Annotated in this window: 11 protein-coding genes; 8 read left to right on the forward strand and 3 right to left on the reverse strand. The window is 74.1% G+C overall.

What is annotated here, in order from left to right:
• Positions 1-58: 58 nt before the first annotated feature.
• Together WFK95_RS09930 and WFK95_RS09935 are read left to right on the forward strand one after the other, a co-directional pair.
• On the forward strand, positions 59-1,534 hold the full coding sequence (locus WFK95_RS09930) for a carboxylesterase/lipase family protein (protein WP_336670568.1): 1,476 nt from the start codon (positions 59-61) through the stop codon (positions 1,532-1,534).
• Positions 1,535-1,555: 21 nt separating this feature from the next.
• Positions 1,556-2,368 carry an alpha/beta fold hydrolase gene (locus WFK95_RS09935; RefSeq protein WP_336670569.1) on the forward strand — a complete coding sequence of 271 codons (813 nt, stop codon included), beginning with the start codon at positions 1,556-1,558 and terminating at the stop codon, positions 2,366-2,368.
• On the opposite strand, the gene WFK95_RS09940 is transcribed toward WFK95_RS09935, so the two are convergent.
• On the reverse strand, positions 2,357-2,986 hold the full coding sequence (locus tag WFK95_RS09940; protein ID WP_336670570.1) for a TetR/AcrR family transcriptional regulator C-terminal domain-containing protein: 630 nt from the start codon (positions 2,984-2,986) through the stop codon (positions 2,357-2,359). The two genes, WFK95_RS09935 and WFK95_RS09940, sit on opposite strands and share 12 nt — an antisense overlap.
• A 57-nt stretch (positions 2,987-3,043) precedes the next feature.
• Here WFK95_RS09940 and WFK95_RS09945 point away from each other — a divergent pair, with 57 nt between their 5' ends.
• On the forward strand, positions 3,044-3,949 hold the full coding sequence (locus tag WFK95_RS09945) for a zinc-binding dehydrogenase (protein ID WP_336670571.1): 906 nt from the start codon (positions 3,044-3,046) through the stop codon (positions 3,947-3,949).
• Here the strand turns inward: WFK95_RS09945 and WFK95_RS09950 are convergent.
• A complete protein-coding gene (locus WFK95_RS09950) occupies positions 3,939-5,291 on the reverse strand; it encodes a dicarboxylate/amino acid:cation symporter (protein WP_336670572.1) in 1,353 nt (450 codons plus the stop codon). The two genes, WFK95_RS09945 and WFK95_RS09950, sit on opposite strands and share 11 nt — an antisense overlap.
• A 43-nt stretch (positions 5,292-5,334) precedes the next feature.
• A complete protein-coding gene (gene grpE / locus WFK95_RS09955) occupies positions 5,335-5,820 on the reverse strand; it encodes a nucleotide exchange factor GrpE (RefSeq protein ID WP_336670573.1) in 486 nt (161 codons plus the stop codon).
• Between the two features lie 45 nt (positions 5,821-5,865).
• Between grpE and WFK95_RS09960 the strand changes: the two genes are divergently transcribed.
• Genes WFK95_RS09960 through WFK95_RS09980 form a run of 5 tightly spaced genes read left to right on the forward strand, consistent with a single transcriptional unit; the run spans position 5,866 to position 13,006 of the window.
• Positions 5,866-7,545 carry an Hsp70 family protein gene (locus tag WFK95_RS09960; RefSeq protein WP_336670574.1) on the forward strand — a complete coding sequence of 560 codons (1,680 nt, stop codon included), beginning with the start codon at positions 5,866-5,868 and terminating at the stop codon, positions 7,543-7,545.
• A gap of 10 nt (positions 7,546-7,555) precedes the next feature.
• On the forward strand, positions 7,556-9,664 hold the full coding sequence (locus tag WFK95_RS09965) for a hypothetical protein (RefSeq protein ID WP_336670575.1): 2,109 nt from the start codon (positions 7,556-7,558) through the stop codon (positions 9,662-9,664).
• Between the two features lie 3 nt (positions 9,665-9,667).
• Positions 9,668-10,864 (forward strand): multidrug effflux MFS transporter, encoded by a 1,197-nt coding sequence (locus tag WFK95_RS09970; protein WP_336670576.1) that lies wholly within the window; start codon positions 9,668-9,670, stop codon positions 10,862-10,864.
• 10 nt (positions 10,865-10,874) lie between these two features.
• A complete protein-coding gene (locus WFK95_RS09975) occupies positions 10,875-11,942 on the forward strand; it encodes a M48 family metallopeptidase (protein ID WP_224650282.1) in 1,068 nt (355 codons plus the stop codon).
• Positions 11,939-13,006 (forward strand): SRPBCC family protein, encoded by a 1,068-nt coding sequence (locus WFK95_RS09980; protein WP_336670577.1) that lies wholly within the window; start codon positions 11,939-11,941, stop codon positions 13,004-13,006. Before WFK95_RS09975 ends, WFK95_RS09980 begins: the two co-directional genes overlap by 4 nt.
• Position 13,007: the final 1 nt, after the last annotated feature.

Consider the following 13,007-nt stretch of genomic DNA (forward strand, 5'->3'; position numbering starts at 1 on the left):
AATAATACAACTGGCTGATAACGTCGGGGCAGGACACGCCGAGACCGAAGGAGCCGACATGCAGCAGCGACCGAGGATCAGAACGGCGGAGGGCGTCGTCGAGGGCGAACTCGTCGGAGGCACCGCGATCTTCCGCGGGATCCCGTACGCGCAGCCGCCCGTCGGGGCGCTGCGCTTCGCGGCGCCGGCGCCGGTCCCCCGCTGGGACGGGGTTCGCCCCGCGATCGAGTTCGGGCCCCCGCCTCCGCAATCCGGCCCCGGCCCCAAGGCCGAGGCCTCGGACGACGCGAACTGGCTCACCGCCACCGTGTGCACTCCTGACCCCGCGCGGTCCGGACTGCCGGTCCTGGTGTGGATCTCCTGCGGCGGCTACATGGCCGGCACCGCGGCGGATCCCATGTTCGACCCCACCGCCCTCGCGACCGAGGGCCTCGTGGTCGTGATCGTCCAATGCCGCATGGGCGCCGAGGGCTTCGCGTTGCTGGACGGCGCACCGTCGAACCGGGGCCTGCTCGACCAGATCGCCGCGCTCGAGTGGATCCAGCGGAACGTCGCCGCGTTCGGCGGCGATCCCGACGCGGTCACCATCTCCGGCACGTCGGGCGGTGCGGGATCGGTCGCCGCCCTGCTCACGATCCCGGCGGCGCGACCGCTGTTCCGGCGGGCCATCGCCCACTCGGTCCCCGGCCTGAACATCACTCCGGCGCTGGCGAAGGAGATCACGGACGCGCTCGCGGACCGCCTCGGGGTCGCGCCGACCGCGGCGGGGTTCGCGAACGTCGGGCCGCAGCGCCTCGCCGAGGAGGTCACCGCGCTCTGCGCCGACTCGCCCGCGCACAAGGAACAGTGGGGGCGCCTCGCCCACCTCGGGATCGTCGTCTGCCCGATCATCGACGGCGATCTGCTGCCGCAGACCCCGTGGGAGGCGTTGACCGACGGGAACGCCGCCGGCATCGACCTGCTCGTCGGGCACATGCGCGACGAGTTCCGGCTGTTCAGTGTCATGATGGGCGTCCGTGGCAGGTTCACCGAGGAGGACGCCGCGACGGCGGTGGAGGTGTTCGCGCCCGGCGACCCCGCCGAGTACCGCGCCGAGTACCCGGACGCGACGGCGGACGAGATGGTGGAGATCGTGTACTCGGACGCCACGTTCCGCATGCCGTCGGCGCTGCTCGCCGCGGCGAACGCCGACGCCGGCGGCACCTCGTACCTGTTCGAGATGCAGTACGCCTCCGAGGTCTACGGCGCCTGCCACAGCATCGACGTCCCCCTCGCCTTCGGGACCCTCGACTGCCCCACCGGCGTCCTCCTCCTCGGCGAGGACGCGCCGGACGGTGCGCGCGCGGTGTCGGACGAGCTGCTGCACACCTGGGTGCGGTTCTGCGCCACCGGCGATCCGGGCTGGCCCCGCTACGACGCCGACGGCCGGACAACTCGGCTCCTCGACGCCCCGTCGACGACGGCGCCGTATCCGGAGGAGCGCTCGCGCCGGATCTGGGAGAGCCGCCCGCCGCTGCCGTTCGCCCCCGCCTGAGCGGACCGTCGAGAAGCAGCGATGTCCCCACCGGTCCACGTCACCACCTGGAGGCCCATGGATCCGGGCCCCCGGGCCGCGACGCCCGCGATCTTCGTGCACGGTGTCTTCACCTGGGGCGACGACGACGCGTACGGCTTCGCCGCGCAGCGTCCGCTCGCCGACGAGAGGACGCTGCTGCTGGTCGACCGCCGCGGCTACGGCCGGTCCCCCGACACGGATCGGAGCGACTTCGCCACGGACGCCGAGGATCTCGTCGCGCTCCTCGACACCTGCCCGGACGGCGCGCACCTCGTCGGGCACTCCAACGGAGGGCTCGCGGCGATGCTCGCCGCGGCGCGGCGCCCGGAGGCCGTGCGCTCGCTGGCCCTGATCCAGCCGTCGGCACTGCGGGCCGCGGCCGACCACCCGACGGTGCGCGACCTCCTGGCCCGCGTCCACGCCGGGCCGGCAGCAGGCCCGCCCGACCTGGATCCGGCCGAGTTCCTCCGGCTCTCGACCGAGGGCATGGGGATGACGATGCCGGCACCGACGCAGCAGCGGCTGCGCGCCGTGAGCACGTCGATGCGCGAACGCCCGGTCTGGGAGGCGGATCCGCCGCTGGAGCCGCTCGCCGCCGCGCCGTGGCCCTCGCTGGTCGTCACCGGCACGTGGGACGACGCTCCCGAGGAGTACCGGCGGTACGCGGGCGCGCCGCTCCTGGCCTGCGCGGACGCGGTGGCCGACCGGATCGGCGCCCGGCGCCTGCGCGTGGCCGGCTACTACCCGCACACCCAGCACCCCGCGGAGGTGAACGCCGCGCTGCGCCGCCTGTGGCGGTGCTCAGCCGGGTAGCCGCGCGGCGAGACCGTCGAGCAGGAAACGCACGGCGTCCTCGAAGCGCTCGTCGGGCGCGCCCCACGCGGTCGGCCCGGCCTGCGCCGCGAGGGGGTACTCGTCCGCGCCGATCGCGGCCGCGCGGGCGACGGGGTCGTACCCCGCGGCGGGGGCACCGTCGGGCTCGAAGACCTCCTGCTCCTCGATGACGAACCCCACCACCAGGTCCCGCAGGGTGGACAGGGCGAGCGCGGCGTCGCGCAGCGGGAATCCGGCGTCGACCAGCAGGCGCAGGGGCCGCTCGCTCGCGCGCACGACGGCGACGTCGGTGAACTTCGACCCGCTGAAGACCCGGGCGCCGTCGGTGTGCGCGCGGAGTGCGGCGCGCAGCCGCCGGGCGCCGCCGAGCAGCTCGGCGCGCCAGTCGTCGGCGACGGGCTCCGCGGGGAGCGCGCGCCGCATCAGCTCGGTCGCCATCTCGTCGAGCAGGTCGCGCTTGGACGCGACGTGCCAGTACAGCGCCGGCGCCTTGACCTGGAGGCGGTCGGCGATCCGGCGCAGGGTCAGGCTCTCGACGCCGACCTCGTCGAGCACCTCCAGCGCCGCGGCCACCACGTCCGTCCGAGTGAGTCCCACCCCGACAGCTTAACGATGTTAAGGTGACGTCGAATTTAACGCCGTTAAGGAGACCGCATGAAGGCAGCACTCGCCACCTACGCCGATGCGCCCGTCTGGGCCGATGCCCCCGATCCTGCCGCCGGCCCCGACCTCGTCGCGGTGTCGATGCGGGCCGTCCCGCTGCACAACCTCGCGCGCGGCATCGCCGACGGACGGCACTACGCCGCCCCCGCGACGCCGGGCTTCGTCATCGGCGTCGACGGCGTCGGCGTCACCGAGGACGGCCGCCGGGTCTACGTCTCGGCGCCCGGCACCGCGGCCCCGACGATCGCGGTCCCCGCCTCCGCACTGGTCGACGTGCCGGACGCGCTCGACGACCTACAGGCCGCCGCTGCCGTGAACGCCGTCATGTCGTCCTGGATGGCGATGACTGTCCGCGCCCGAGTCCACCCCGGGCAGACGGTGCTGGTGCTCGGCGCCACCGGCGGCTCCGGCCGGCCCGCGGTCGCGGTCGCGCGCCACCTCGGCGCCCGCGTGATCGCCGCGGGGCGCAACACGGACGTGCTCGCGACGGTGGGGGCGGACGCGACGATCGACCTGGGCGCCCCGGAGGCGGAGATCGCGGAGGCGTTGCGCCGCGAGAAGATCGACGTGGTCGTCGACTACCTGTGGGGCCGCCCCGCGGAGCTGACCCTCGCGGCGCTCGAGAAGCGCGGACCGTCGGAGTTCGTGCAGATCGGAACGATGGCGGGCGCCGAGATCGCGCTGCCCGGCGCGCTCCTGCGGTCGACCGACATCCGCCTGCTGGGCAGCGGCTTCGGCTCGTTCACCGCGCAGGAGGTCGCCGCGGCGCGGCCGGACATCCTCTCCGCGGTGGTCGAACTGGGGATCGCGATGGACGTCACCGCGGTGCCCGCGGAGTCCGTCGCCGAGGTCTGGCGGGCGGACACCGCGGGCACGCGGGTGGTGCTCACGCTGTAGCGGGGACCCGGTCCTCGGCCGACTCGTCGGCGTAGACGTCCTTGCGGGGCGCGTTGTAGGCGTCCTCGTCGAGGATGCCCTCCTGCTTGGCGACGATGGTCGGGACCAGCGCCTGGCCGGTCACGTTGAGCGCGGTGCGGCCCATGTCGACGATCGGCTCGACGGCCAGCAGCAGGCCCACGCCGGCCAGCGGCAGCCCGAGGGTCGAGAGGGTCAGCGTGAGCATGACCGTCGCGCCGGTGGTGCCCGCGGTCGCGGCCGAGCCGATCACCGAGACGACCACGATGAGCAGGTAGTCCGTGATGCCGAGCGGGACGTGGAAGAACTGCGCGACGAAGATCGCCGCGATCGCCGGGTAGATCGCCGCGCAGCCGTCCATCTTGGTGGTGGCGCCCAGCGGCACCGCGAAGGAGGCGTACTCGCGCGGCACGCCCAGGTTCCGCTCGGTCACGCGCTCGGTGACGGGCAGCGTGCCGATCGAGCTGCGGGAGACGAAGCCGAGCTGCGCGGCCGGCCAGACGCCGCTGAAGAACTGCTTCACCGAGAGGCCGTGCGCCCGGATGATCAACGGGTACACCACGAGCCCGACGATCAGCAGGCCCAGATAGATCGCGCCCGTGAACACGCCGAGGGAGCCGATGGCGTCCCAGCCGTAGGTGGCGACCGCGGTGCCGATCAGGGCGGCGGTGCCGATCGGGGCGAGGCGGATGATCCACCACAGCACCTTCTGGATGATCGCCAGCAGCGAGGCGTTGAGGTTGATGAAGGGCTCGGCCTTCTCCCCCACCTTGAGCGCGGCGATGCCGATCGCGGCCGCGACCACGAGCACCTGCAGCACGTTGAAGCTGAGCGAGACGGAACCGTCGGACGCCTTGGCCTGCAGGCCGAGGAAGTTCGACGGCACGAGGCCGGTGATGAAGGCCCACCACGAACCGGTGCTCGACGGCGCCTTGCCCTCACCGGTGACCGTGGTGTGCGCGCCCGGCTGCAGTACCAGGCCCAGGATGATGCCGATGATCACCGAGATGAAGGCGGTGATGGCGAACCAGAGCAGCGTCTTGCCGGCCAGCCGCGCGGCGTTGGTCACGTTGCGCAGGTTGGCGATCGACGCGATGACCGCCGTGAACACCAGCGGCACGACGGCCACCGTCAGCAACTTGACGTAGCTGGAACCGATCGTCTTGAGCGTGCCGACCAGCCAGTTCACGTTGCCGTCGGCCGCGGGCGCCATGTTCCGGGCGATCAGGCCCAGCACCACGCCGGCGACGAGGCCGACGATGATCTGGAAGCCGAAATTCTTCAGCAGCGCGGGTACGCGCGACGGGGTTTCCACAGAGGACATGTCGGGGTGCAACGACGCGCGGCCGACCCGTGTTCCCTTTCACTCACGCTGAGCGAAAGGCTCGCACCACCACCCGCGCGGGCCGTACATTCCGCGCCGGCACGCTGAGGCCGGGCGCCAGCACCTCGGCGACGGTCCGGTCCTCCCCCGCGTCCTCCGTCGCGACGACGTCGACCGCCTCCATCACCGCCGGGTCGAAGGCCTCCCCCACCCCGGGGGTCACGACGGTGCCGCCCCGCCCGACGAGCAGGCGCTCGACCCGCGCCGCGACCGCCGCGAAGGCCGCCCGTTCCCGCTCGGACTCGGCGGTGTCGGCGCACGCCGTCACCTCACCGAGGAGGGCGAACAGCTCGACCACGAGCGGCAGGTCGGCGCCGGCCCGGTCCCGGGCCTCCCGCGCGCCCTCCGCATCCGCCAACCGCTCGACGGTGCCGGCCTGGCGGGCCAGGATCCGGGCCAGGTCCTCGACCCGCTCGGCGAGCCGATCGTCGCGGGGCCCGGGCTCCGTCGGGGCGTCCTCTGCGCTCATGCTCGCCAACCCTAGCGCGCCCCCTGCGCTGCTAATATCCCCGCCATGGGGGTCTACGGGATCGACCTGGGCACGACCAATTCTGCGATCGCGCGCATCGGCGCGGACGGTCGCCCGGAGATCGTCCGCGGGCTGGGCGGGGAGACGACGGTGCCCTCGGTGGTGCTGTTCGCGTCGGCCTACGACCACCTCGTGGGCGAGGGCGCCCGGCGCGAGGCGCGCCTCGACCCCGAGCACGTCTGCAGCCTGGTCAAGCGGCGGATGGGCGACTCGCAGTGGCGCTTCCGCGCGCACGGAGAGACCTGGTCCGCCCCGGCGGTGTCCGCACTCATCCTCAAGAGCCTGGCGGGCGACGTCGCGTTCAGCGGCGGCGAGCCGGTGCGGCGCGTGGTGATCACCGTGCCCGCCTACTTCGGCGACGAGGAGCGCCGCGCCACGATCCAGGCGGGCGTCTACGCGGGCTTCGACGTGGCCGGCGTGCTGTCCGAGCCGATCGCGGCGGCCCTGTCGTACGGCTTCGGGCGCCTCGACGGCGGCCTCGACCTCGGCAAGGGCGCGCCGCGCGAGACGGTGCTGGTCTACGACCTGGGCGGCGGCACCTTCGACGCCACCGTCATCGAGCTCGCCGACCGCCGGATCTCCGTGCTCGCGGTCGAGGGCGACCACCAGCTCGGCGGCGCCGACTGGGACGAGCGGCTCGCGCTGCACCTGTCGCAGCGGTTCTGCGAGGCCAACCCGGACGCGGAGGACCCGCTCGACGATTCCGCGGGCTCGCAGGCGCTGGTCCTCGCCGCCGAACGGGCCAAGCACGAACTGACCCTCGCCGACCGCACCGACGTGGTGATCGCGCACGACGGGGCGCGCGCGGTCGTCACGCTGAACCGCGCGGAGCTGGAGGAGATGACGGCCCCGCTGCTGCGGCGCACCGTCGACCTGGCCCGGGACTGCCTCAAGACCGCCGAGAAGCGGGGCGTGCACAAGGTCGACCGGCTGCTGCTCGTCGGCGGCTCCTCGCGGATGCCGGCCGTGGCCCGCGCCCTGCGCGAGCAGCTCGGCCTCGACGGCGAACTCCACGACCCGGACCTCGCCGTGGCCCGCGGCGCCGCCCTGTACGGCGAGAAGCTGGAGATGGAGCGCCTCGTCGCGGCCGATCTCGTGACCCGCGGCCTGTTGCCCGACGGCGCTCCCCCGCTGCACGCGCAGGCGGCCGAGCTGGAGAACTCGATCGCCCGCGTCGCGGCGTCCTTCCAGCAGCCCGTCTCGCTGGTGCGGCGGATGCTCGAGATCCAGGTCGACACCGTGATCTCCCGCGGCTTCGGCGTGCTCGCCGTGCACGATCACGGGGACCTCGGCGTGACGTGGCTGGTGGAGCGCAACCAGACGCTGCCGGTCCGCGTGCGCCGCTCCTTCGGCACCATGCGCGAGGACCAGCAGCAGATCGAGGTCACCGTCGTCGAGCAGCAGGGCCAGGTCGCCTCGCAGCGCCTCGGCGACGCGAAGCTGTTGGTGGAGGGCACGATCCGCGACATTCCGCCCGGTTACCCCGCAGGGAGCGAGGTGCGCATCACCTTCGAGATGGGCTTCGACGGTGTCCTGCACGTCACGGCGCACCACGTGGACGCCGACCTGCCGCTCACCCTGTCCGCGCAGACCGGGGCGATGCTCTCGCAGGCCGACGTGGAGCGCGAGCTCGGCCAGGTGCAGCGGTCGCGGCGTCGCGACTGAGGGGCCAGCCATGACGCCGATGCCGCCGTTCGATCCCAACGGCTACCGCAAGCGAGTGCTCGCGGACGTCGCCCGACGCGGCGGCCCCGAGAACGCCGACGCCTTCGAGCTGTACGACCTGCCCCTGGACCACGCGGCGGCCCTCACCGACGCCGAGGTCGCCGCACGCCTCGACGAGGTCTGGGGCTTCTGGCAGCGCCAGCGCGACCACCCGAAGTACCGCACCCTGGTCGCGCGGCTCGTCGACGAACACGAGCAGCGCAGCGCCCCACTGCGGTCCGCCGCGAGCCGTGCGTCCGAGGCCGCGCGGGTGCGCGCCGAGCGGGAGGAGCGGGACGCCGCCCGGTACGAGATCCTCGACACCGCCATCGCGCGGCTCGTCGAACGCCACGGCGGCGTGCCCGCCGAGAAGGTCCCGGGCCTCGAGGAGATCGGCGCGCTCGGCGGGCTGACCGCGGCGGAGGTCGCCACCCGGCTGCGGCGCCACCGCGTGCTGCCGGGCACGGCACCCGCACCCGAGCCCGCGGGTCTCACCGCCCAGCGCCGGGCGCAGATCCGGGCCCTGCTCACGGAGTGGAGCGAGCTCTGCGGCGAGCCCGTGCCCACCCTGTTCGCCCTACTCGGACTGGGGATCACCGACGCGCACGACGGGGTCGAGATCCGCGAGCGCGCCGACATCCTGCACCGCCGCGCGCGCGAGATGCGCGCCGGCCGGGGCCGCGCGGTGCTCGACGAGCTGGGCGTGCACGTGCGTGAGGTGCTCACCGCCGGCGGCCCGCTCGCCGACGCCTACGCCCGCGCCGTCGTCGAGGACGCCACGGAGGCGCTGCGTCCCAAGGTCCGCGCCGCGATCCTCATCGAGGACCGGCTCATCGGCCCCGACTACGAGTACCTCGCCACGGAGGGCGAGGAGCAGGGGCTCGACCGCGCCACCGCCGAGCGGGTACTCGCCGAGCTGGCCGCCGAGTACGGCGGCGGGGTCGGGCACGCGCCGCCCGCATCGACGCCCGCCCGCACCGCCCCGCCGACGACGTCACCCCGATCGGCACCGACGGCCGCCCCGGCTCCGGCGAGCGGTCCGCGGGCATGGGAGGCGCCGCTCAAGGCGGCCCGCGCGGCCCTGCGCCGCGGCCGCCCGGCGGAGGCGGCGCGCCTGGCCGCGGAGGCCCGGGCGCTCGACGACGGCACGGCCGGAACCCAGCTGCGGACCGTCGCCGACGAGGCGCAGCGCGTCCTCGACGACGCCGCGGGCCTGTGGCGCGAGGTCGCCGCCGCCCGCGCCGCCGGTCGGTACGCCGACGCCGCCCGCGCGCTGGCCCTGCTGCAGCGGCGGGCCCTCGACGCTCCCCCGCCGCCCGGCCAGCCGGCGCTGCAGGACGCCATCGACGAGGTCCGTCGCGCCCAGGAGGGCCCGGCGACCGGGCCCGCCCCGCACACCGCGACCGCGGTTCCCCCGCCGTCCCCCGCCCCGCCGGCGCCCGCGCCGCCCACGGCCGTCACCGCCCACCAGGTCGACGGTGCCGTGCTGGTCACCTGGTCGTCCCCGCATCCGGCGGCGGACTTCAAGGTCAGCCGGCAGCGGCCCGACGGTGGCTGGACGGTCGTCGGCCGCACCCGCGACACCCGGCTCGAGGACGGCGGCGCGCCCCGCCGCGCGGTGCCGGTCTACGCCGTGATCGCGATGGTCGACGGGGTCCCGTCGACTGAGTCCCGCTCCGACGCCCGCCCCGCTCCGGTGCCGGCGCCATCGGCTCCCGCACAGCCGCGACCCGTATCCCCGGCCCCGGGCCCGGCGCCGGCACCGTCGACACCGGCGGAGTTCCCGGCGATCGCGAACGTGGCACTCACCGACGGCCGGCTCACCTTCGACTGGCCGCCCGAGGTGACGGAGGTCTACGTGTCCTCGCGGGTCGGCGGACCGCCGCGCTCGCCCGTCGACCCGACCGCCCGGTCGTGGAAGGTGACGAATACCCGTTACCAGATCGACGGCGGCGCAGTCCTTCCCGGCGACCTGGCCCGCCCGGCGCACCTCGCCGTGGCCGCGTGCCGCCGCGGCCCCGACGGCGCGCTGCTCCTCGCGCCCGATTTCGCCGCGACCGCGCACCTGCGGTTGGATTGACGGGTGTCACAACCCCGCGCAGACTCCCGAGGAAACCTGCGGCTGGCCCTGATCCTGGGCTCGCTGTCGGCGTTCGGTCCCATCACGACCGACCTCTACCTCCCCGCCCTCCCCGCCGCCGCCGCGGACCTCGGCGCCTCGCAGCCGGCGATCCAGGCGACGCTCACCGCGTGCCTGATCGGCCTCGCCGTCGGCCAGATCTTCGTGGGCCCGCTGTCGGATTCGATCGGGCGGCGACGACCGATGGTCGTCGGGATGGCGCTGTTCATCCTCAGCTCGCTGCTGTGCGCGGTCGCCCCGTCCGTGTACCTGCTGGACGTCGCGCGGCTGCTGCAGGGCGCCGCCGGCGCGGCCGGGATCGTGTTGAGCCTCGCCATCGTCCGGGACCTGTTCGACGGTGTCGCCGCCGCCCGGATGATCGCCGCGCTCATGGCCGTCGGCGGCGTGGCCCCGATCGTCGCGCCGCTCGCGGGCGCCCAGCTGCTGCGGTTCATGGACTGGCGCGGCCTGTTCGTGGTGCTCGCGGCGCTCGGCGTGGCACTGCTCGTGATCGCCGCCGCCAAGGTGCCGGAGACGCTGCCGAAGGCGGACCGTCGGCCGGTGGGCTGGGCGTCAGTGGCGGGCGGCTTCGCGTCCCTCGCGCTGGACCGGCGCTTCGTCGCGCTCACGCTGACCGGCGGCCTCGCCTTCGCTGCCATGTTCGCCTACATCTCCACCTCCGCCTTCGTCTTCCAGAGCCACTACGGCTACACCGAGTCGCAGTTCAGCATCGTCTTCGCGGTGAACGCCGTGGGCCTGCTCACCACGAACCTGATCGGCGGGCGGCTCGTGGGCCGCGTGCCGGTCGCGTCGCTGGTGCGGATCGGGCTCGCGGGCATGGTGATCGGCTCGATCGCGTCGCTGGTCACGCTGGCGATGGGGAATCCGCCGCTGGTGATCGTCTCGCTGTTCGTCACCGTCTCGAGCCTCGGCCTCGTCATGCCGACGGTGGCGGCCCTCGCCCTCGACGACCACGGGAACCTGGCCGGCACCGCCTCCGCGGCGCTCGGCGCGGCCCGGATGGTGCTGGGCGGCGTCGCAGCCCTGTTCGCCGGTATCGGCGGGAACCCGGTGGTGCTCGGCACGGTGATGGTGCTGTGCGCGGTGGGTGCCGCGCTCTCCTTCGCCGCCGCCAAGCGAGCGCCAACCGCGAGCCGGTAACGTGGCCGACATGACCGATTCAGTGTCCCGAAGCTACCGTTCGCTGCCCGGAATCAGCACCCGCGCGTGGGAGCACCCCGCCGACCGCGCGGCCCTCGTCGCGCTGCGCAACCTCAAGGGTTTCGACACCGTCCTCAAGGCCATCTCCGCGCTGCTGCGCGAGCGCCAGCACCGCCTGCTCTTCCTCGCCTCCGGCGTGCGCGTGGACGACCGGCAGTTCCCGCACCTGCACGATCTGCTCACCGACTGCGTCCGGGTGCTCGACGCCCCGTCGACGCCCGAGCTGTACGTCGTGCAGGACCCGACGGTGAACGCCATGACCATCGGCATGGACACGCCCTTCATCGTGATCAACACCGGCCTGCTGGACCTGCTCGACGAGGAGGAGCAGCGCTTCGTCGTGGGCCACGAGCTGGGGCACGCGCTCTCCGGGCACGCGGTGTACCGCACCATGCTCATGCACCTCCTGCGCCTCGCGGGCAGCTTCGGCTGGGTGCCGATCGGCGGCTGGGCGCTGCGGGCGATCGTCGCCGCGCTCATGGAGTGGCAGCGCAAGTCCGAGCTGTCGGGCGACCGCGCGGGCCTGCTGTGCGTGCAGGATCCCGACGTCGCGATGCGCGTGCACATGAAGACGGCCGGCGGCACCAAGCTCTCCGAGATGGACACGCAGCGCTTCCTCGCCCAGGCGGCCGAGTACGAGCGCACCGGCGACCTGCGCGACGGCGTGCTCAAGCTGCTCAACCTGGAGCTGCAGTCGCACCCCTTCTCCGTGCTGCGTGCGGCGGACCTCAACCGCTGGGTGGAGCGCGGCGACTACGGCCGCATCGTCGGCGGCGAGTACCCGCAGCGCGCCGACGACGACAAGGCCAGCCCCGCCGAGGAGTTCAAGGCCGCGGCGCGCGGGTACAAGGACGGCTTCGACGCCTCCGCCGATCCGCTGATCACCACCCTGCGCGACTTCGGTTCCTCCGCCGTGAACACCGTCGGCCAGGGCGTGACCGACGTCGCGACCGGCGTCGGCCGCAAGATCGACGAGTGGCGCCGGAACTCGGCGCGGAAGCGCGACGAGGACGAGTGAGCACGCCCCCGCTCGGGCCGGACGACGCGCCCGAGCCGCCGGAATCCCCGGAGCACGCAGAATCCTCGGCCAACGCGGAGTCCCCCGCACCTAACGCCGAGCTGGCCCCGGAACCGGAACCGGAACCGGCCGCTGAGCCGAAGACCGTGCCGCTGAGCCGGCGGCCCGCCGTCCTCACCATGCTGGCGCTCATCGTGGTGTGCGTGATCGGCAGCCTCCTCATGCGCTCGATGAACGGCTGGATCAACCAGACCTCGGTGTTCTACGTCGGGCTGCCCGCGCTGCTCGCGGCCCTGCTGGTGATCTCGCGTCCTTCCACCAGCGCCTACGGCATCGTGCTCAAGGGCACGACGCTCTTCCTGCTGATCGCGACGATCTTCGCGGGCGAGGGCGTCGTCTGCGTCCTCTTCGCGGCCCCGCTCGTCTACGCCGTCGCGCTGCTGGTCGCGGCGCTCATCAACGCCGGGCGGAAGTCCGGGCGGGGCGCGCGGGCGATCGTCGTCCCGGCGGTGCTGCTCGCCGTCGCCTCGACCGAGGGCGCCGTGCCCGCGCTGACGCTCCCCGCCGAGAACACCGTCTCCGCCGAACGCATCGTGGCGGCCACGCCCGAGCAGGTCCGCGCCGCCGTCGCCGCGCCGCTGCGCTTCGCCGAGCCCTCGGGCGCGCTGGCGCTGGGCTTCCCCCGCCCGCTCGAGGATCACCCGGAGGGGCTCGATCCGGGCGACGCCCGGCACATCGTCTTCAGCGGCGCGCCGCAGCGCGCCGCGATGTTGCACGGGCACCACTGGGGCACGGCACCGTCGACCCTGACGCTGCGCGTGGCCGCGGCGGGCGACCGCTCCGTGGACTACGTCGCGGAGCACGACGCCACCCCGATCGCCACCTGGCTCACCTGGCGCGCGTCGACGGTGCGGTGGGAGCCGGTCGACGGCGGCACGCGCGTCACCTGGTCGCTCACGTTCGACCGGCGCCTCGCGCCGGCGGCGTACTGGACCCCGCTCGAGCGCACGGTCGCGCAACGCGCCGCGGACTACCTCATCGGCTCGCTGGCCCTGCCCTCCTGAC

This window comes from Tsukamurella sp. USMM236, from assembly GCF_037148755.1.
Classification (GTDB): domain Bacteria; phylum Actinomycetota; class Actinomycetes; order Mycobacteriales; family Mycobacteriaceae; genus Tsukamurella.